Source organism: Selenomonas bovis DSM 23594, assembly GCF_000381005.1.
Classification (GTDB): domain Bacteria; phylum Bacillota; class Negativicutes; order Selenomonadales; family Selenomonadaceae; genus Selenomonas_C; species Selenomonas_C bovis.
In genome coordinates this window covers 67,161-88,119 of sequence record NZ_KB908383.1, presented here as the reverse complement: position 1 = coordinate 88,119, position 20,959 = coordinate 67,161, and the positions used below count along the sequence as shown (strand labels likewise).

The following is a 20,959-nucleotide window of genomic DNA, read 5'->3' as shown; positions in this document are numbered from 1 at the left end:
CGCATGCAGGAAAACACAGCCCAAAAAGAGCCGCGCGCCTGGTGGAAGGAAGCCGTCATCTATCAGATCTACCCGCGCAGCTTCATGGACGCCAACGGCGACGGCATCGGCGACCTCGCGGGCATCACGAGCCGCCTGCCCTACCTCAGGGAGCTCGGCGTCGACGTGCTCTGGCTCTCGCCGATCTACGCCTCGCCGAACGACGACAACGGCTACGACATCAAAGACTACCGCGCCATCATGGAGGACTTCGGCACAATGGCGGACTTCGACACGCTCCTCGCCGCCGCGCACCGCATGGGGCTCAAGATCGTCATGGATCTCGTCGTCAACCACACCTCCGACGAGCATCCCTGGTTCATCGAGAGCCGCCGCGCAAAGGAAAGCCCCTACCGCGACTACTACATCTGGCGTCCCGGCAAAGCGGGCAAGGAGCCGAACAACTGGGAGTCGTGCTTCAGCGGCTCCGCCTGGCAGTACGACGCGGCGACAGACGAATACTACCTGCATCTCTTCTCGAAGAAACAGCCCGACCTCAACTGGGAGAATCCCAAGGTGCGCGACGAGGTCTACGACCTCATGAAATTCTGGTGCGACAAGGGCATCGACGGCTTCCGCATGGACGTCATCAGCATGATCTCAAAGGATCAGCGGTTCCCCGACGGCCCCGTGAAGCCCGACGGCTACGGCGATTTCTCCCCCTACTGCGTGAGCGGGCCGCGCGTGCATGAGTTCCTGCAGGAGATGAACCGCCGCGTACTCTCGCACTACGACCTCCTGACCGTCGGCGAGGCCGCGGGTGTCACCATCGAGGAGGCGAAGAAGTACGCGCGCAGCGACGGCAAGGAGCTCGGCATGGTATTCCAGTTCGAGCACGTCGGCGAGGGCAACGGCAAGGGCAGCATCATCGGAAAATGGACGACGGGCAAGCCCGAGATGCCGAAGGTCCGCGCCATCCTCAACAAGTGGCAGCGAGAGCTCGCGGGCTGCGCCTGGAACTCCCTCTACCTCGACAACCACGACCAGCCGCGCTGCGTCTCGATGTTCGGCAACGACAGCCCCAAGTGGCGCGTGCGCTCCGCGAAGATGCTCGCGACCTGCCTCCACATGCAGAAGGGCACGCCCTACATCTACCAGGGCGAGGAACTCGGTATGACGAACACGCAGTTCCACTCCCTCGCCGACTGCCGCGACCTCGAGGAGATCAATGCCTGGCACGAGTACGTCGACGAGCAAAAGCGCGTCTCGCCGGAAACCATGCTCGCCTGCTTCGACAACGTCGCGCGCGACAACGCGCGCACGCCGATGCAATGGGACGCGAGCGAGAACGCAGGCTTTACGACGGGCACGCCCTGGCTCGCCGTCAACCCGAACTACCGGGAGATCAACGCGGCAGCAGAGACGGGCGACCCGGACTCCGTCTACGCCTACTATAAGAAACTCATCGCGCTGCGCCACACGCATGAGATCATCGTCTACGGCACCTTCGAGCCGCTGCTCGAGGACGATCCCGCCATCTACGCCTACGCGCGCCACCTCGATGGGCAGACGCTCCTCGTCGCCTGCAACTGGACCGACCACGAGGTCCCTTGCACGCTCTACTCTGACCGCGGCGAGGGCGAAGAACTCATCTCGAACGTGAAAACAGAAAAGGAGCGCACGCTGGCACCCTACGAAGCACGCGCCGTCCTCTACGGAAAGGCAGAGGCGTAAAGAGTAACACGCCACGAAGGGGCTGTTGCACGTACCGACAACGTGCAACAGCCCCTTCTCTTTCGTTGAGCTAGCAAGGAGGGTGAATATGTCTTTATCCATACAAGAGCGATTAAAAGACCTACGTGTGGAGCGTGGCTTGACGCTGGGGCAGCTTGCGGAGCAGACCGGGCTTTCCAAGTCTGCGCTGGGCAGTTACGAAACGGAAGACTTCAAGGACATCAGCCACTATGCCCTTATCCGGCTGGCGAAGTTTTACGGTGTGACCGCTGATTATCTGCTGGGGCTGTCTGAAATGAAAAATCACCCAAACGCCGATCTTGCAGACCTGCGTTTGAGTGATGAAATGATTGACCTGCTGAAAAGCGGGAGGATAGACAATACCCTGCTGTGTGAGCTGGCGGCGCACCCGGATTTCCCCCGGCTGATGGCTGACCTTGAAATCTATGTGAACGGAACGGCACTGAAACAGGCGCAGGGTGCAAACGCCATAGTGGACACGATGAGCGCAACTGTTATAAAAAAGCATAATCCTGGCATGAGTGATACGCAGTTAAGACAGCTTATCACCGCCCATATTGATGAGGACGAGTTTTGCCGCTATGTGATACAACGGGACATAAACGGGATTGCCCTTGCTCTGCGGGAAACACACAAGGACGATTTTTTCAGCGTCCCAGAGGATAACCCGCTAAAAGAAATGCTGGAAACTGCTGGTGAAATCGTCAGCCAGGACAGCGACACGGAACAAGCGTACTTGGCGTTTATCTGCAAACGGCTCAAGCTGAATTTTAGGAAGCTGTCAGTAGAAGAACGGAAGTGGCTGAAAAAGATTGCGGAAAAATCCGACTTGCTGAAGAATCCAAAACCGCAGAGAGGACGAAGATAAAAAATGCCTGAACGGCGGTTCTGGTTTTTCAGAACCACCATCCAGGCATTTTGTTTAGTAATAGAAAAAGGTGCAGTTGATTATTGCGTATTGTCAATCTCTCTCAAACCGGGTAGTAAAAATACGGCAAGCGCAACGATGATAATGCCAATTCCGCAAATGACAAACCATTTCTCAACTCCCAGCCGCTCCGCCAGAGGCCCGGAAATGACAAGGCCAAACGGCATGGCGAGGGAAGCGGCGCTTGTCAGTAGAGAAAAAACTCTCCCCAGATATTCTGGTTTGACCGTTTCTTGAAAAATCGCATTTTGCACACCGTAAAATGGAGCGGAAATTCCCATAACAGTACAGCACACAACAAAGACAAGAAATGCGTCTGGCGGCAAAAGCCCGGAGAGCATATTGCTAACGCCCATCAGGAGAACGGAAAGACCGATGGTGTACCGCCGTTTCTTAAAACCGCCCCAAATGCTCAGAATGACTCCGCCAAGCAGCATACCAACCGCAAAAGCAATTTCAGCGGCAGAGGCATGGGCCGGTGTTCCTTTGAAGTATGACATACAGATGAGAGGAAAAAGCGTACTGATTGGCATATAAAAGAACATATAAATTACACCAATCCAGAGCAGAGCAAAGAGGCCCCTGTTTTGCTTTAATACCACATACCCCTCTTTCATATCCTGTAAAAACTGTTGTCTTTTCGTTTCTGGACATAGTTCAGGCGTTGGTATGGACGAAATCGCAACAGTCACACAGGCAAGGATTGCACCCACAATATCTAACAATATAATTGCATTAAGAGGCCAAACAGCATATAAAAACGCTGCGGCAGCTGGACTGATAATCGCACTTACTGCTTGCATGGTCTGCGTGTAACCAGCGCATTTTGTAAGTTCCTCTTTTGGCACAATCATAGGTGTTGCTGCGCTGAATGCTGGAGAATGAAAAGCAGTTCCCGCACTTCGGATTAACAGGACAACCATAATAGACCATACGGGCAATTCCATGTAAAACGCCACCAGCGCCAGAATACCGCCAGCGGCGGCAATTATCAAATCCGCACCAATCATTACGCTTTTACGGCTGTGCCGGTCAACAAAAGCACCTGCAAACGGGCCTAAACAGGCTTGCGGCAAAAATCCAATCAGTGTTGCCGCCGTCAATATGATTGCAGAATTAGTTTTCGCAACCAAATAAAAGATAATGGCCATTTGCAAAATACCGCTGCTAATAAAGGATATTGCTTGTCCGGCAAGAAGTGTAAAATAAGTTTTTCTCCATGAATTGTTGTTTTGGGTCATAATGCGAACCTCCTTTTTTATTGCATTGTTCCTTTGTTTCTGCAATAAAAAGCAGGCGTTGTCCCACAGAGAGGGCAGACGCCTGCATAACAACAAAGCACGAAAAAACACCACGATACAGTTCAAAGACTGCTCGTGTCAAACCTACGTGTTCCTTTGCATACGCACGCAAAAAAAGCCCACCATCATGTGGAAAGGTACTTCTACTTTTTATTGCTTATTAGCGTACACAAATTAACACACGTAAGCCTCCTTCCAATCTCAAACTGTCGCACAGTATAACACACATCCGATAGACTTGTCAACCATTTTTAACCTTGTTTTCCATCTTGTTTTTCCATCTCTTACGGGCAGTAGCAAAGCCAGGCGAGCCAGTCAACGGTCAAGATGAACGGCGCTTTCAGCGCCGCCGTTGACAGTCTCGCCCGTCTTTGCTAATGGGTAATCAAGGCGGGAAAGCCATTTTAGGGCTTTCCCGCCCATTTCAATTTTGGGAGAAGAAAGGCCCCAAAATGAACGAGTGCGGCCAAACACTTTTAGGGATTGGCCACCTTGTCCACCCATCCAGCGGGGCGGCGGGGAACGGTCAAGGCCGGGCGTCAGCCCATTCATTTCAGCCTTGACGGTTTCCTGCCGTCCTGCTACTTTTCCCGGAGTGTGGCCACACATCTGGTCACGGTGTCCAGAGCTTTGGGACTTTTTGTCCCATAGGCCGGGGGCGGAGGACGAGGGACGGGGGCTTTCATAATACGCCCTGTCTGCTGCTGAAATCAGCCCTTTGTTTCCGGCTTACCAGCCCCAAACAAAGCCCTGCTTTCCTGCCGCGTCAAATGCCCTTGCCCTCCCCGGCGGCAACGGTATTTTCAGGGCAACGCCGACAGAGCGTATAACACACTACACTTTGCTCCGCAAAGTCGTGTGCCAAATGGGGCGCTGCCCCCTTTGGAAACCCCCGCAACAAACAGGTGCTATGCACCCAGCCGGGAGCATAGCGCCGTTTGTTGTCAGCAGCCCGTTTCACGGTCTGCGTGTAGTTCCTTGTAAACTGACCTAACATTTTTTGCAAACTAAAAGGGGCTGCTACACGTTGTTGATACGTGCAACAGCCTCTCTGGCTCTCAAGATGGTGGGCGATAACAGGATCGAACTGCTGACATCTTGCTTGTAAGGCAAGCGCTCTCCCAGCTGAGCTAATCGCCCCTGGTGACGCCAATGGGATTCGAACCCATGAACCCGCCGTGAAAGGGCGGTGTCTTAACCACTTGACGATGGCGCCATGGCTCCCCGAACAGGATTCGAACCTGTGACAGCCTGATTAACAGTCAGGTGCTCTACCGGCTGAGCTATCGAGGAATCATCTCGGCACTAGAAGCGCCGACAAAGGATATTATACTAAACCCTCAGGAAATTTGCAAGAGATTTTTTCAACGACCTCCGCCATATCCGAGACGATCCAGTCCGTCATCGAGAGATCCTGATCGCCGCTGTGCGGGCTGCGGAAGCCAATGCAGTACATGCCGGCGGCCTTCGCGGCGCGCGCGCCGTTCTCCGTGTCCTCGATGACGACGCAGTCCGCGGGCGCGACCTGGAGCACGGCCGCCGTCTTGAGATAGATGGCCGGATCCGGCTTCGACTGCGGCAGCTCCGCGCCCGACTGCAGCGCATCGAAGCAGTTGCGGATGCCAAGCGACGCGGTGACGAACTCGATGAAATCCAAGGAGCTCGAGCTTGCGATGGCCGTCCGGAGCCCCTCGGCGCGCAGCGCATCCGTGCGCTTGATGAGCGAGAGCACGCCCTTGATCGGCGTGACGCCCTGCTCGTGCATGAGGCGGTTGAAGAGATACGCCTTTGCCTTGACAAGGGCCTCTGGTTTCTGCGACAGATGATGTTTCGCCGCGAGATCCGTCCAGAGATTGAGATCGCTCGATCCCTGATAGTCATAGAGCGCCTCGATCGGCACGGTGATGCCGAGCTTCTTGAGCACGCGCTGCTCCGCCTCGATGTGCACCGGCTCCGTATCGCAGATGACACCGTCCATGTCGTAGATGAATGCCTTCATAACGTCTCCTTTCGACAAAATCCCGCCACATGCCTGTGGCGGGATGAAAACACAAAGGGATTTTTACTCGACCGTGACCGACTTCGCGAGGTTGCGCGGCTTGTCCACGTCACAGCCGCGCGTGATCGCCGCGTAGTACGCGAGCAGCTGCAGCGGCACGACCGTGAGGATCGGGATGAGCAGCTCATCCGTCTCCGGCACGCGGATCACGTGGTCGACGTACTTCTCGAGCTCCTCGTCGCCCGCGGCCGCGATGCCGATGACGACGGCGTCGCGCGCCTTGACCTCCTTGATGTTCGAGAGCGTCTTCTCGTAGACGCTCTTCTGCGTCGCAAGCGCGATGACCGGCACGCCCTCGACGATGAGCGCGAGCGTACCGTGCTTGAGCTCGCCCGCTGCATACGCCTCGGCGTGGATATAGGAGATCTCCTTGAGCTTCAGCGCGCCCTCGAGCGCGACGTCATAGTCGAGCGAGCGGCCGATGTAGAACACATCCTCATTGAAGCCGTACTGCTTCGCGAACGTCTTGATCGGCTCGACATCGGAGAGTGTCTCGCTGATCTGCGCGGGCACCTGCTGCAGCATGCTGACGAAATGCGCAATCTCATCATCCGGCAGCGTTCCCTTGATCTCCGCCATGTAGAGCGCGAGCATGAAGAAGAGGATGAGCTGCGTCGTGTACGCCTTCGTCGAGGCGACGGCGATCTCGGGGCCGGCCCAGGTGTAGAGCACCTGATCCGCTTCGCGCGCGATCGACGAGCCGACGACATTCGTGAGCGCGAGCGTCTGCGCACCGCGGCGCTTCGATTCCTTGAGCGCGGCGAGCGTGTCGCTCGTCTCGCCCGACTGCGAGACGACGATGAGCAGCGTGTTCTCATCGACGATCGGGTCGCGGTAGCGGAACTCCGACGCGACATCTACCTCGACGGGGATGCGCGCGAGCTTCTCGATGTAGAACTTGCCGACGAGCCCCGCGTGGTACGCCGTGCCGCAGGCGACGATATAGACCTTGTTGAAATTATTGAGGAAATCCGCGTTCCACTTGAGCTCGCTCATCACGATGCGCTTGCCGTCCTTCGCGATGCGCTGGCTCATCGTGTCGCGCACCGCCTTCGGCTGCTCGTGGATCTCCTTAAGCATGAAGTGCTCGAAGCCGCCCTTCTCCGCCGCCTCAGCGTTCCAGTTGACCTCAAAGACCTTCTTCGTCACGAGCTCGCCCTTGCGGTTCGTGATCTCGATGGCGTCCTTCTTGACGACCGCCATCTCGCCGTCGTTGAGGATGTACGTGCGGCGCGTCCTGTTGATGATGGCAGGGATATCGGAGGCGATGAAGTTCTCCCCGTCCCCGAGCCCGATGACGAGCGGGTTGTCCTGCTTCGTGCAGATCAGGCGGTCCGGATGCTGGCGGCACATGAACACGAGGGAATACGAGCCCTCGATGCGGCGCAGCACCTCGCGCACGCTCTCCTCGAAGTCGCCGTTATAGACCTCCTCGAGCAGGTGCGCGACCACCTCGGTATCCGTCTCCGACTTGAACACATGGCCCTTCTCGATGAGCGCCTCCTTGAGCGCGAGGTAGTTCTCGATGATGCCGTTGTGCACGACGACGAAATCACCGGAGCAGTCCGTATGCGGGTGCGCGTTCACATCGGACGGGCGACCGTGCGTCGCCCAGCGCGTATGACCGATGCCGACGGTGCCCTGCGGCACATTGTCCTTGATCTTCTCGCGCAGCGCCGCGAGACGGCCCACGCACTTCTCCACGCGGATGTTCTCGCCGTCATAGACCGCGATGCCCGCCGAGTCGTAGCCGCGGTACTCCAGCTTCGAGAGCCCCTCGAGCAGGAATTCCGCCGCCTGACGGTCTCCGACATAACCAACGATTCCACACATAAAAGATACCTCCAGTCTGTCCCGGACAGTCTGCCCGGGTACCACTTGCAGGTGTCTGCCGCATGTACCGCTTTGTCCAGGAGATCGCTCCCCTGCTTTCCCGGCACACTCTCGGAGCGGCAACTCCGGAAGGCATCCGCTGACGTCTCGACAACCTTCTCCTCGTCCTCTGCCCACGCACGATGGGCAGAGCCAGCGCTAAGATTTCTCTTTTCGGTAAGAAACACCTGCTGTGATGATCGGCGCCAGCGCGTAAAACCACACGCTAGCGCAAATGTATTGTAGCGTAAACGTCAAAAGAAGTCAATTTTGTTTTTTCTATAGGAAACGCTGATTAAATGAGGTGCTCCGGATTTACGCGGATACGTTGTATCTCCCTAGGAGACAAACCGGAGGCGTAGCGGCAAAACGCTCCATCGCGTTTTGTGCTGAGGATTGTCGAGGGCGGAAGGACAGCGCAGACGTGTGAAGGCGGAGTGCCGAATTAATCAGTGATTCCTATCATTGCCTATGCTGGGAAATCGCCGACGTCGCCGCGGCGCGCCTCATTTGCTGAAAAACAGCGCGTAATACCCGTTGAGGAAAATCACCAGCACAATGAGCGGCAGGATATAGGTGACGTAGCAGCGGATCCACTGCGGGAACGCGACGCCGCGCCCCGTGTCCGCCTCCCGCAGGAAATTCTTCCAGCCCCAGCCGTAACGGCTCGTGCAGAACGCGAGATAGACGAGGCTGCCGAGCGGCAAGAGGTTGTAGCTCACGAAGAAGTCCTCGAGGTCGAGCACCCCCGTGCCGGGGCCGAACGGCGTAAAGCCGCTCCAAACATTGAAGCCGAGCACGCAGGGCAGCGAGAGCAAGATCATCACGGGGATGCCCGCGCGGATGATCTTGCGGCGGTCGACGTGCAGCAGCTCGAAGAAGCAGACGATGAGATTCTCAAAGACCGCGATGATCGTCGACATGGAGGCAAACGCCATGAAGAGGAAGAACAGCGTGCCCCAGAGACGCCCGAACGCCATGTGGTTGAACACATTCGGCAGCGTGACGAAGAGCAGGTTCGGCCCGCTCGACGGACTCACGCCATAGGCGAAGCACGCGGGGAAGATGATGAGCCCCGCCATGATGGCGACGAACGTATCGAGCACGATGACCCAGATGGCCTCGCCCGTCAGCCGCTTCGCCTTGCCGATATAGCTGCCGAACACCGCGAGCGCGCCTATGCCGAGCGACAGCGTGAAAAAGGCCTGCCCCATCGCCGCGAAGATGACCTCGCGCAGACCGTACTCCTCGATCTTGCCGAAATCCGGCATGAGATAGTAGGAAAGCCCCGCCTCGCTGCCCGGCAGCAGCACGGAATTGACCGCGAGGACCACCATGAGCGCGAGCAGGCAGGTCATCATGAGCTTCGTGATGCGCTCGACGCCCGCCTGCACGCCGAGATAACAGACGCCGCCGCAGAGCGCGACCGTGAGCGCCATATAGCCCGCCATCGTCAAGGGATCCGCAAGCAGCGCGCCGAACACCTGCCCCACGCCCGCGGCGCCGAGCCCCTCGAACTTCCCGCTCACCATCAGATAAATGTAGTAAAGCATCCAGCCGGAGATCGTCGTGTAGAACATCATGAGCAAGAGATTGCCCGCGATCGCGCCGTATTTATAGAGATGCCATTTCGTCCCCGCAGGCTCGAGCACATCGAACGACATCGCCGCGCTGCGCACGCTCGCGCGTCCCACGGCGAACTCCGCCACCATGATGGGCAGCCCGAGGATTGCGAGGAAGACAAGATAGATGAGCACGAACGACGCCCCGCCGTACATCCCTGTGATATACGGGAAGCGCCAGACATTGCCGAGCCCGATGGCACAGCCGGCCGAGACCAGGATGAAGCCCAGCCGCGTTGAGAAATTTCCACGTTCCAAAACAACACCTCATTTAAAGATAATTGACGCGTACAAACGTCCGCCCGGCGGACGCCCTGCGCCGTCTGCGGGCAATCAGCCTCTGCGCCGCAGAGCGCCCCTGCCGGATCGGCGACACCGCCGCGACGCTGGCCACGGTTCCCGCCGCCTCGCGGACGACGGAATTATTATACCATCGAAGCGCGCGCAAGAAAAGTACCGGCGCCGGACTGCAAATACTGTCTTTTCAAGGAAAACAATCCTGGATTTTATTCCTGTAACATTGTATAATGGGAATGTCTATTTGTACGAGTGTACTACAAACAAATCAAAACAAAGGTGGGTTCTCTATGAAACTTTCCAGCATCTCAAAGAAAATGAAGCTCCTCTCGCTCGGCGCGGCCACGCTCCTCGCGGCAGGCGTCTTCGCCGGCTGCGGCGGCTCGCAGGAGAGCGCGAGCTCCGGCGGCAAGACGTACAAGGTCGGCATCGTCCAGCTCGTCGAGCACAACGCCCTCGACGCGGCGAACAAGGGCTTCGTCGATGGCCTCAAGGAACGCGGCTTCGAGGAGGGCAAGAACGTCACATTCGACAAGCAGAACGCGCAGGCCGACCAGTCGAACCTCCAGAACATCGCCCAGCGCTTCGTCTCCGGCAAGATGGATCTCATCTGCGCCATCGCGACGCCGGCGGCGCAGACGGTCGCGAACGCAACGAAGGAGATCCCCATCGTCGGCACGGCCATCACAGACTATGTCGGCGCGAAGCTCGCGGCCTCCAATGAAAAGCCGGGCGGCAACGTCACGGGCACGAGCGACATGAACCCCATCAAGGAGCAGATCGACCTCCTCATGAAGATCAAGCCGGAGGCCAAGACCATCGGCGTCATCTACTGCTCGAGCGAGGTCAACTCCGAGGTGCAGGTCAAGGCGATGCAGGAATACGCGGAGTCCAAGGGCCTCACCGTCAAAGTCGCCACGATCTCCACGGTCAACGACATCCAGCAGGCCGCGCAGAGCCTCGTCGGCTCCGTCGACGCCTTCTATGAGCCGACCGACAATGTCATCGCCTCCGCCATGCCGACGCTCGTCGCCATCACGGACGCGGCGAAGCTCCCCATCATCTGCGGCGAGCCGAACATGGTCAAGGCCGGCGGCCTCGCGACCTACGGCATCGACTACTACAAGCTCGGCGTCCAGACGGGCCACATGGCCGCCGACATCCTCGAGGGCAAGAGCAAGCCGGCTGACATGAGCATCGAGCTCGCAAAGGATCTCAAGATCACAATCAACAAAGCCGACGCGGCCCGCCTCGGCATCACGATCCCCGAGGACGTGCTCAAAGACGCGGATCTCGTAGAATAAAGGAGTCATCTCTATGGATCTCGTCATTTCCACCGTATCGCAGGGGCTCCTCTGGGCCCTCCTCGCCATCGGCGTCTACATCACGTTCCGCGTGCTCGACATCGCGGACCTCACCGTCGAGGGCAGCTTCCCGCTCGGCGCCGCCGTCGCGGCGAAGCTCCTGACCTCAGGCGCCCATCCCGTCACCGCCATCCTCGTCGCCTGCATCGCGGGCGCGCTCGCCGGCGTCGTCACGGGCTTCCTCTGCACGAAGCTCAAGATTCCCGCTCTGCTCGCGGGCATCCTCACGATGATCGCGCTCTACTCCGTCAATCTGCGCATCATGGGCAAGGCCAATCTGCCGCTGCTCTCGCAGGATACGATTTTTTCCATCGTGAAAGTGCCGGGGCTCGACATGGGACTCACCGTCCTCGCCATCGGCCTCGCCATCGTGCTCATCGTCGCCGTGCTGAACTACTGGTTCTTCGGCACGGAGCTCGGCGCCGCCATCCGCGCGACGGGCTGCAACCCGCACATGATCCGCGCGAACGGCATCGACACCGACGTCATGGTCGTGCTCGGCCTCCTGCTCTCGAACGCCCTCGTCGCCATGTCCGGCGCCCTCGTCGCGCAGAGCAACGGCTTCGCGGACGTCGGCATGGGCGTCGGCACCATCGTCATCGGCCTCGCCTCCGTCATCATCGGCGAAGTACTCTTCGGCACGCGCAGCTTTCGAAACTGCCTGATCTCCGTCATCCTCGGCTCCATCGTCTACCGCGCCGTCATCGCCATCGTACTGCAGATGGGCATGCCGCCGAACGACCTCAAGCTCTTCACAGCCATCCTCGTCGCCCTCGCGCTCTCCATGCCGCTTTTGCAGGCACGCTGGAATAAATTCCGCAAGGGGGTGACTCGCTGATGCTGCGCATTGAGAAAATCTCCAAGACGTTCAACCCGAACACCATCACCGAGAAAATCGCGCTTTCAGACGTGAGCCTCCATCTCGCGCCCGGCGACTTCGTCACCGTCATCGGCGGCAACGGCGCGGGCAAATCGACGCTCATGAACTGCGTCGCGGGCACCTACCCCGTCGACGAGGGCAGGATCGAGATTGCTGGCACCGACATCACGAAATGGCCGGAACACCGCCGCGCGAAATACATCGGCCGCGTCTTCCAGGATCCCATGATGGGCACCGCGGCGAACATGCAGATCGAGGAAAACCTCGCCATCGCCTCCCGCCGCGGCAAGCGTCCGACACTCCGCTGGAGCTCGACCGCCAGGGACCGCGACCGCTACCGCGAGCTCCTCGCAGGGCTCCGCCTCGGCCTCGAGGATCGGCTTGAGTCCAAGGTCGGCCTCCTCTCCGGCGGCCAGCGCCAGGCGCTCACCCTCCTCATGGCCACGATGGCCGAGCCGAAACTCCTGCTCCTAGATGAGCACACCGCTGCCCTCGACCCGAAGACCGCCGAGAAAGTCCTCTCCCTCACGCGGGAAATCGTCGCGCGCCAGCGCCTCACGACGCTCATGATCACTCACAACATGCGCGACGCCCTCAAATTCGGCAACCGCCTCATCATGATGTACGGCGGCAAAATCCTCTTCGACATCCCCGAGGAAAAGAAAAAACACCTCGAGGTCAAAGACCTCCTCGCCATGTTCGAGCAGGCCGCCGGCAGCGAGCTCGTCAGCGACAGCCTGCTGCTGAGCTGAACGCAGTCAAAAAGCCAGTACCAAGCATTTTCTGCTCGGTGCTGGCTTTTTGACATCTCGATGTGGCATAGGTTCCTGCATCCATTGTTAAGGAAGCGCTGATTAAATGAGGTGCTCCGGATTTACGCGGATGCGCTGTATCTCCCTAGGAGACAAACCGGAGACGTAGTGGCAAAACGCTCTTACGTGCCTTTTTCGTAAGTTCCTCAATCGCTCAGCACATTGTCGTTACGCCTCTCTGCCGCCCGCGAAGAGCGCTCGCATAGCGTTGAGCACGGCGAGGACCATGACGCCGACGTCGGCGAAGATCGCCGCCCACATATTCGCGAGGCCGACAGCGCAGAGGAAGAGCACGAGGATCTTGACGCCGATGGAGAAGACGATGTTCTCGCGCACGATGCGCATGGTCTTGCGCGCAATGCGCCGCGCGACGGAGATCTTGAGTGGGTCGTCGTCCATGAGCACGATGTCCGCCGCCTCAATCGCGGCGTCCGAGCCCATGGCGCCCATGGCGATGCCGACGTCCGCGCGCGCAAGCACTGGCGCGTCGTTGATACCGTCGCCGACGAAGGCGACGCCGCCGCGCTGTTCCTTGAGGAGGGCCTCGAGCCTTTCAACCTTGTCCGCGGGCAGGAGCTCGCATTCGTAGGCGTCGATGCCGAGCTCCTGTGCGATTTCCTGCGCCGTCGCGCGGTTGTCGCCCGTGAACATCTGCGTGTGGTGGATGCCCTGCGCGTGGAGCGCCTCGATGGCCGCGGCGGCGTGCGGCTTCACGACGTCCGAGACGACGATGTGCCCCATGTAGACGCCATCCATCGCCACGTGGACGATCGTGCCCGTCTTCTCGCAGGGATGCCAGGCGGCGCCGAGACCGTCCATGAGCTTCGCGTTGCCGACGCAGACCGTGTGGCCGTTGACGCGCGCACGCACGCCCTGCCCGGCGATCTCCTCCACGTCCTCCACGGTGCAGCCGTCCGCCTCGCCAGGATAGGCGCTGCGCAGGGAGGCCGCGATGGGATGCGTAGAGAAGCGCTCGACGTGCGCGGCGAGGTGCAGCAGCTCCTTTTCCGGAATCGTCTCGGGGTGGACCGCCGTGACCTCGAAGACGCCTTTCGTGAGCGTGCCCGTCTTGTCGAAGACGACCGTATCGATATCAGCGAGCGCCTCGAGGAAGTTCGATCCCTTCACGAGCACGCCCGCGCGGCTCGCGCCGCCGATGCCAGCGAAAAACGAGAGCGGGATGCTGATGACAAGCGCGCAGGGGCAGCTCACGACGAGGAACGTGAGCGCACGATAGAGCCACGTGCCCCACGCGGGCGCCGTGCCGAGCGCGAGGAGGCTCACGAGCGGCGGCAGGACGGCAAGCAGTGCGGCAGCGCCGACGACGGCGGGCGTGTAGACGCGCGCGAACCGCGTGATGAACTGCTCCGCGCGCGACTTGCGCGAGCTCGCGTCCTCGACGAGCTCGAGGATCTTCGACGCCGTCGACTCGTCGAATTCCTTCGTCGTGCGGACGTGCAGTACGCCGCTGAGGTTGACGCAGCCGCTCAAGACCTCGTCGCCCGGTGCCACGTCGCGCGGCAGGCTCTCGCCCGTGAGCGCCACGGTATTCAGCGTCGACGTACCATCGATGACGACGCCGTCGATGGGGACCTTTTCACCCGGCGCGACGGTGAGGATCGTGCCGACGGCAACCTCGTCCGGCGCGACGCGCACGAGCCTCCCGCCGCGCTCGACCTGTGCGTAGTCGGGGCGGATATCCATGAGCTCCGTGATATCGCGGCGGCTCTTGCCGATGGCATACGACTGGAACCACTCGCCCACCTGGTAAAAGAGCATGACGGCGATGGCCTCCGTGTAGTCGCCGTCCTCGTAGATCGCGAGCGCGAGCGCGCCGAGCGTCGCGACCGCCATGAGCAGGCACTCGTCGAGCGGCTGCCGCCGCACGATGCCATGCCCCGCCTTGTAGAGGATGTCGTAGCCGACGATGAGGTACGGCACGAGATACGCGGCGAGGCGCGGCAGCGGTGCGAGCTCGAGCTGCCCGATGAGCACGATGAGCACCGCCGAGATGATGATGCGGATGAGTTTCCGTTTCTGTTTCTTGTTCATCTTCTCCACTCCCTATCCTTCAACATATGAATGAGTGTTCATTCGTTGTCTCTAGTATACCAAAAAATGCCCGGACGTCAAGGACCATTTGCGGATCCTTGTCCGTCCGGGCATCTTCGTCCGGGAGGGTTCATTAGGGCATTCCCCGCGGGCGCCGGCCTGCGGTCATGTACCCTGCGCGCACCGCGCGCGACAGCAGGCTCAGAAGAGGCCCGTGATCTTGCCGCTTTCGTCGATGTCCATGTTCTCCGCTGCCGGGTGTTTCGGCAGACCGGGCATCGTGAGGATGTTGCCCGTGAGCGCGACGATGAAGCCTGCGCCCGCACTCACGCGCAGCTCCCGCACCGTGATGCGGAATCCCTCCGGGCGGCCGAGCTTCGCGGCGTCATCGGAGAGGGAGTACTGCGTCTTGGCCATGCAGACCGGCATCTTGTCGAGACCGAGCGCCTCGATCTCCGCGAGCTGCTTCTGCGCGGCCGGCGTGAAGTCAACGCCCTCGCCGCCGTAGATCGTGCGCGTAATGGCAGCGATCTTCTCGGGGATGGACTGCGCCGTATCGTAGATGAAATGGAAGTCGCTCGGCTTCTCCGCCGCGGCCGCGACTTTTTCCGCGAGTGCGAGACCGCCCTCGCCGCCCTTGGCCCAGACCTCGGAGAGCGCGACCTCCGCGCCGAGCGCCGTGCACTTTTCCTCGACAAAGGCGAGCTCCTCCGGCGTATCCGTCGGGAACGCGTTGACGGCGACGACGACGGGCAGGCCGAACGCGTGGATGCTCTCGATGTGCTTCGTGAGGTTGGCGAGCCCCTTCTCGAGCGCCGCCATATCGACCTTCTCAAGCTCCGCCTTCGGCAGGCCGCCGTGCATCTTGAGCGCGCGCACCGTCGCGACGATGACGACGGCGTCCGGCGCGAGGCCGGCGAAGCGGCACTTGATATCGAGGAATTTCTCCGCGCCGAGATCCGCGCCGAAGCCGGCCTCCGTCACGACGTAGTCCGCGAGCTTGAGCGCGTACTTCGTCGCCATGACGCTGTTGCAGCCGTGCGCGATGTTCGCGAACGGGCCGCCGTGGATGAACGCGGGCGTCCCCTCGAGCGTCTGCACGAGGTTCGGCTTGATCGCGTCCTTGAAGAGCAGCGTGAGCGCGCCCGTGACGCCGAGCTCCTTGGCGCGGATGGCACGGCCGTCGCGACTGTAAGCGACGATGATCTCGCCGAGGCGCTTCTTCATGTCCTCGAGGCTCGTCGCGAGGCAGAGGATGGCCATCATCTCCGAGGCCACCGTGATGTCGAAGCCCGTCTCGCGCGGCGTGCCGTGAGCCTTGCCGCCGAGGCCGATGACGATGTGGCGCAGCGCGCGGTCATTGAGGTCGAGCACGCGCTTCCAGACGATGCGGCGCACGTCGATGTCGAGCGCGTTGCCCTGCTGGATGTGGTTGTCGATGACGGCCGCGAGCAGATTGTGCGCCGTCGTGATGGCGTGGAAGTCGCCCGTGAAATGGAGGTTGATGTCCTCCATCGGCACGACCTGCGCGTAGCCGCCGCCCGCCGCGCCGCCCTTGAGGCCGAAGCAGGGGCCGAGCGACGGCTCGCGCAGCGCGACAGCCGTCTTCTTCCCCTGGCGCGCGAAGGCGTCCGCGAGACCGACGCTCGTCGTCGTCTTGCCCTCGCCCGCCGGCGTTGGATTGATGGCCGTGACGAGGATGAGCTTGCCGTTCGGACGGTCCTTCACGCGCTGCCACGTCTCCGGCGTGACCTTCGCCTTGTATTTGCCGTAGAGCTCGAGCTCATCGTCTGTGATGCCGAGCTTGGCCGCGATTTCCCCGATGGGGCGCATCGTTGCTTCCTGTGCGATTTCAACATCGGATTTCATAGGTACCTTCCTTTCCTCCCGCGGCACGTGGCCGCATCTTCCCTCAGACCTGCTTCAGTCCTTCTGCGCGGCGAGCTGGCACGCGGCAGCCGTCACGACATTCTCCATGAGCATCGCGACGGTGAGCAGGCCGACGCCGCCCGGCACGGGCGTGATGGCGCCCGCGACCTCCGCCGCGCCGGCGAAGTCGACATCGCCGACGAGCTTGCCGCGCGGATGATCCGCGTCGGGCGGCAGGCGGTTGATGCCGACGTCGATGACCGTCGCGCCGGGCTTCACCATATCCGCCCGAATGAAGCTGGGCCGTCCGACGGCCGCGACGAGGATGTCCGCCTCACGCGTCACCGCCGCGAGATCCTTCGTATGGCTGTGGCAGACGGTGACTGTCGCGTTTTCCTGCAGCAGCAGGCTCGCCATCGGCTTGCCGACGATGTTGCTGCGACCGACGACGACGGCGCGCGCACCGTCCATGGCGATGCCCGCGAGCTCGAGCATCTTGAGACAGCCCGCGGGCGTGCAGGGCACGAGGCCCGGCTCGCCCATCACGAGGCGGCCAACGTTGACGGGATGGAACCCGTCGACATCTTTCTCCGGCAGGATGCGTCCTGTGATCTCCTTCTCGCGGCGCGCGAGCGCGCCCGGCAGCGGCAGCTGCACGAGGATGCCGTGGATGCGCTTGTCGTAGTTGAGCTCGTCGATGCGCGCGGTGAGCTCCTGTTCCGTCACCGTCTCCGGCAGACGGATGACCTCGGAGTAGAGCGCGAGCTCCTGGCAGGCGCGGTCCTTGTTGCGCACGTAGACCTGCGACGCGGAATCCTCGCCGACGATGATGACGGCGAGTCCCGGCGTCACGCCGTACTTCGCCTCGAGCGCGCGCGCCCGCTTCGCCGCGTCCTCCTTGAACTTCGCGGCGAACTCCTTACCCGAAAGAATCCTGGCTGACATAGCCTCACCCTATCCTTTCTCCCTGTCTCAGACCTGGTAGCTGGCCCAGGTGCAGAGGAACATGACGACGGAAACCAGCCCGTTGCGCATGAAATAGCGCTGGTTGAGCTGGGAAAAATCATTCCAGCGCAGGATGCGGTGCTGATAGACGAGCACCCCTCCCGCGATACCTACGCCTGCATAATACGGCCAGGCGAGGTGCATGAGCACGCCGAGGTCGAAGAAGCAGACGACGGCCAGCAGATGGTAGATGCGCGCGATGCCGAACGCGTTCTTCACGCCGTTCTCCGTCGCGAGCGAATGGAGCCCGTGCGCAAGGTCGAACTTCCGGTCCTGCGCACCGTACATCGCGTCGAACCCCGCCATCCAGAGCATGACGCCCACGCAGAGCACGGCGAGCGGCACACTCAGCACCTCGCCGCCGACGGCCACCCAGCCGCCCGCCGGCGCCATGGCGATGGCGACGCCGAGCATGAGGTGGCAGTAGCCCGTGAACCGTTTCGTGAATGGGTAGACGACGCAGGGCAGCGCCGCGAGCGGCAGCAGATAGATGCAGATGGGCGCGAGCTGCAGCACCGCGTAGATGAGGATGAGGAAGCAGAGCGCGATGAATACGCCCGCCTCCCGCTTCGAGATCGCGCCGCGCACCATCGCGCGGCCCGCCATGCGCGGCTGCTGGCTGTCGTACTTGAGGTCCGCCCAGTTGTCGATGGCGAGCGACGCCGCGCGCGCCGTCGTGATGGCGACGGCGATCCAGAGGATATCTATGAGGCGCGGCCGCCCGCCCGCCGCGAGCAGCGCGCCGATGAACGCGAACGGCAGATCGAACACCGTATGATGCAACGCGATGTTGTTGAGATGCGCACGGATGCTGATCACTTTGCGCCCCCCTCTCCCTCGAGGCCGAGCCGCGGCCAGAGCGCGTCGACGCGCGCGCGCACCTCGTCCGTCATCGTGATCTCATCCGGCCAGGGGCGCGTATGCCCCTCCTCCGGCCACGTCTTCGTCGCGTCGATACCGAGCTTCGCGCCCCACTTCGCCAGCGGCGAGGAATGATCGAGCACATCGAGCGGCCCCTCGACGATCTCGAGGTCATGCTTCGCGTCGATGTTGTTGAACACGCGCCACCAGACCTCCTTCATATCCTGCACGTTCACATGCTTGTCGACGACGATGATCATCTTGACGTTCATCATCTGTCCCATGCCCCAGAGCGCGTGCATGACCTTGCGCGCCTGCATCGGATAGCGCTTGTCGATGGCGACGACGCAGCAGTCGTGGAACACGCCCTCGAGCGGCATGTTGATATCGACGATCTCCGGCAGCATCTGCTGCATGAGCGGCAGGAAGATGCGCTCCGTCGCCTTCGCGAGGTAGCAGTCCTCCATCGGCGGCTTGCCCACGATGGTCGCCGCGTAGATGGGATCCTTGCGGTGCGTGATGCAAGTCACATGGAACACGGGATAGTCGTCGGCGAGCGAGTAGTAGCCCGTATGGTCGCCAAAAGGCCCCTCGCGACGCATCTCGTCCGTGCGCACATAGCCCTCGAGCACGATTTCCGCGCCCGCCGGCACCTCGAGATCCACCGTCTTGCACTTGACCATCTCGACTGACTTATGGCGCAGGAAGCCCGCGAACACCATCTCGTCGATATCGCGCGGCAACGGCGCCGTCGCGGCGTACGTGAGCACGGGATCAGCGCCGATGGCGACGGCGGCCTCGATTTTCTCGCCGCCCGCCGCCTTCATATCGCGGAAATTATCCGCGCCGTTCTTGTGGATGTGCCAGTGCATGCCCGTCGTCTGCTTGTCGTATTTCTGCAGGCGGTACATGCCGACGTTGCGCTTCCCCGTCGTCGGATTCTTCGTGAAGACGAGCGGCAGCGTGATGAACGGCCCGCCGTCCTGCGGCCAGCAGGTGAGGATCGGCAGCTTGTCGAGGTCGACCGTCTCCTCCACGACCTCCTGGCACGGCGCCTTTTTCACATACTTCGGGAAATTGATTGCCTTCTTCGCGAGCGGCAGCAGCGACACGACATCCATCTTATGCGCGAGCGAGATATACGGCAGGCGCAGGATCTCGCGGATCTCGTCCCCCACATCGTCGAGCTTCTCGACGCCGAGCGCGAGCGCCATGCGCTCGTAGCTGCCGAACGCGTTCATGAGCACGGGCATATCGTAGCCCTTCACATGCTCGAAAAGCAACGCCTTATTGCCACCGCCCTCGAGCTTCGACACGCGGTCCGTGATCTCCGTGATCTCCAGGTAGCAGTCCACGGGCTCGGCGATGCGGCGCAACCAGCCGCGCGCCTCGAGCGCCGCGATGAACTCGCGTAAATCCTTATATGCCAAAATGTTTCCTCCCATACATGAGCTTATTTCCGCATGATATAGCGGACGATGAGATAGCCGATCTCATAGAGCACGATCATCGGCAACGCGATCATCGACTGCGTGAACACATCCGGCGTCGGCGTGATGATGGCCGCGATGACGAACGCGAGGAAGATGACGATGCGCTGGTACTTCCGCAGGAACGCCGAGCCGAGGATGCCGAGCTTCGCCAGGATGACGATGATGAGCGGCAGCTCGAATACGAAGCCGAACGGCAGCACGAACCAGATGACGAAATCGAAATACTTGTCGACGGAAAAGAGCGCCTCGAGCTCCGCGTTGCCGAACCCCATGAAGAACTGCACCGCCGCGGGCAGCACGAGGAAGAACGAGAACGCGAGCCCGCCGAAAAAGAGCAGCACGGACGACGGCACGATGAGGCCGAGCACCATGCGCTCCGCGCGCGTGAGCGCCGGCAGGAAGAACCGCCAGACCTGGTAGAAGATCACCGGCAGCGCGAGCAGGAACCCCGCCGCGATCGCGACCTTCAGATAGGTGAAGAACGCCTCCGACGGCTGCATGTAGTAGAGCTTGCCCGCCGGCAGCGTGAGGTAATGCATGATCTCATCGAGGAAATAGTAGCCGACGCAGCTGCCGAGCGCGACGGCGATGAGGCATTTGATGAGGCGCGCGCGCAGCTCCGTGAGATGCGCGATGAGCGACATGCTGCCGTCATCCTCAGGCTCCTCCGGCGGCGCGGCCGCAGTCTCTATCGCCGCCTTTGCCTCCGCAGCCGGCGCCTCTTCCGGCGCCGCTGTCGGCCGCTCCGTCGCCGTCCCCTGGACAGATGCGGCGGCTGCCTCCTCCGGCACTTCTCTTTCCTCTGTCATA

15 protein-coding genes and 3 tRNA genes are annotated in these 20,959 nt (G+C 61.0%); 5 read left to right on the top strand and 13 right to left on the bottom strand.

Annotation, left to right across the window (positions count from 1 at the left end; genetic code table 11):
* The first annotated feature begins 3 nt into the window (after positions 1-3).
* Positions 4-1,713 carry a glycoside hydrolase family 13 protein gene (locus tag F599_RS0104435; protein ID WP_019542321.1) on the top strand — a complete coding sequence of 570 codons (1,710 nt, stop codon included), beginning with the start codon at positions 4-6 and terminating at the stop codon, positions 1,711-1,713.
* 88 nt (positions 1,714-1,801) lie between these two features.
* A complete protein-coding gene (locus F599_RS0104430; RefSeq protein WP_002575858.1) occupies positions 1,802-2,602 on the top strand; it encodes a helix-turn-helix domain-containing protein in 801 nt (266 codons plus the stop codon).
* 80 nt (positions 2,603-2,682) lie between these two features.
* Here the strand turns inward: F599_RS0104430 and F599_RS0104425 are convergent, their stop codons facing one another.
* The 7 genes from F599_RS0104425 to F599_RS0104395 all read right to left on the bottom strand — a co-directional run bounded on the left by F599_RS0104425 (position 2,683) and on the right by F599_RS0104395 (position 9,774).
* Complete coding sequence (locus tag F599_RS0104425) at positions 2,683-3,903, bottom strand: MFS transporter (protein ID WP_002584949.1); 1,221 nt, start codon at positions 3,901-3,903, stop codon at positions 2,683-2,685.
* A gap of 1,124 nt (positions 3,904-5,027) precedes the next feature.
* A tRNA-Val gene (locus tag F599_RS0104420) sits at positions 5,028-5,103 on the bottom strand.
* A 1-nt stretch (position 5,104) separates the two neighbouring features.
* A tRNA-Glu gene (locus F599_RS0104415) sits at positions 5,105-5,179 on the bottom strand.
* A 1-nt stretch (position 5,180) separates the two neighbouring features.
* A tRNA-Asn gene (locus F599_RS0104410) sits at positions 5,181-5,256 on the bottom strand.
* Between the two features lie 34 nt (positions 5,257-5,290).
* Positions 5,291-5,962, bottom strand: coding sequence for an HAD family hydrolase (locus F599_RS0104405; protein WP_019542320.1), 672 nt, complete (start codon positions 5,960-5,962; stop codon positions 5,291-5,293).
* A gap of 63 nt (positions 5,963-6,025) precedes the next feature.
* Positions 6,026-7,855 carry a glutamine--fructose-6-phosphate transaminase (isomerizing) gene (glmS, locus tag F599_RS0104400; protein ID WP_019542319.1) on the bottom strand — a complete coding sequence of 610 codons (1,830 nt, stop codon included), beginning with the start codon at positions 7,853-7,855 and terminating at the stop codon, positions 6,026-6,028.
* A 545-nt stretch (positions 7,856-8,400) separates the two neighbouring features.
* Positions 8,401-9,774, bottom strand: coding sequence for a sodium-dependent transporter (locus tag F599_RS0104395; RefSeq protein ID WP_019542318.1), 1,374 nt, complete (start codon positions 9,772-9,774; stop codon positions 8,401-8,403).
* 329 nt (positions 9,775-10,103) lie between these two features.
* On the opposite strand from F599_RS0104395, the gene F599_RS0104390 reads away from it, so the two are divergent.
* From F599_RS0104390 to F599_RS0104380, 3 genes are read left to right on the top strand one after another with little or no spacing between them, the layout of a single operon-like run.
* A complete protein-coding gene (locus F599_RS0104390) occupies positions 10,104-11,117 on the top strand; it encodes an ABC transporter substrate-binding protein (protein ID WP_019542317.1) in 1,014 nt (337 codons plus the stop codon).
* 13 nt (positions 11,118-11,130) lie between these two features.
* Positions 11,131-12,015 (top strand): ABC transporter permease, encoded by an 885-nt coding sequence (locus tag F599_RS0104385; RefSeq protein WP_019542316.1) that lies wholly within the window; start codon positions 11,131-11,133, stop codon positions 12,013-12,015.
* The gene (locus F599_RS0104380) at positions 12,015-12,809 is read left to right on the top strand and encodes an ABC transporter ATP-binding protein (protein ID WP_019542315.1); all 795 of its coding nucleotides are present in this window, start codon (positions 12,015-12,017) and stop codon (positions 12,807-12,809) included. The genes F599_RS0104385 and F599_RS0104380 overlap by 1 nt, the downstream gene beginning before the upstream one ends.
* 228 nt (positions 12,810-13,037) lie before the next feature.
* On the opposite strand, the gene F599_RS0104375 is transcribed toward F599_RS0104380, so the two are convergent.
* The 6 genes from F599_RS0104375 to tatC all read right to left on the bottom strand — a co-directional run bounded on the left by F599_RS0104375 (position 13,038) and on the right by tatC (position 20,958).
* The gene (locus F599_RS0104375) at positions 13,038-14,921 is read right to left on the bottom strand and encodes a heavy metal translocating P-type ATPase (protein WP_019542314.1); all 1,884 of its coding nucleotides are present in this window, start codon (positions 14,919-14,921) and stop codon (positions 13,038-13,040) included.
* Positions 14,922-15,122: 201 nt separating this feature from the next.
* A complete protein-coding gene (locus F599_RS0104370; protein ID WP_019542313.1) occupies positions 15,123-16,790 on the bottom strand; it encodes a formate--tetrahydrofolate ligase in 1,668 nt (555 codons plus the stop codon).
* A 54-nt stretch (positions 16,791-16,844) separates the two neighbouring features.
* Complete coding sequence (gene folD, locus F599_RS0104365) at positions 16,845-17,735, bottom strand: bifunctional methylenetetrahydrofolate dehydrogenase/methenyltetrahydrofolate cyclohydrolase FolD (RefSeq protein ID WP_019542312.1); 891 nt, start codon at positions 17,733-17,735, stop codon at positions 16,845-16,847.
* A gap of 27 nt (positions 17,736-17,762) precedes the next feature.
* Positions 17,763-18,614 (bottom strand): 4-hydroxybenzoate octaprenyltransferase, encoded by an 852-nt coding sequence (locus F599_RS0104360; protein WP_019542311.1) that lies wholly within the window; start codon positions 18,612-18,614, stop codon positions 17,763-17,765.
* Positions 18,611-20,086: a menaquinone biosynthesis decarboxylase gene (locus tag F599_RS0104355; RefSeq protein WP_019542310.1), complete on the bottom strand. Its 1,476-nt coding sequence runs from the start codon at positions 20,084-20,086 to the stop codon at positions 18,611-18,613. The genes F599_RS0104360 and F599_RS0104355 overlap by 4 nt, the downstream gene beginning before the upstream one ends.
* Before the next feature lie 23 nt (positions 20,087-20,109).
* Complete coding sequence (tatC, locus tag F599_RS0104350; RefSeq protein WP_156021932.1) at positions 20,110-20,958, bottom strand: twin-arginine translocase subunit TatC; 849 nt, start codon at positions 20,956-20,958, stop codon at positions 20,110-20,112.
* Position 20,959 lies beyond the last annotated feature (1 nt).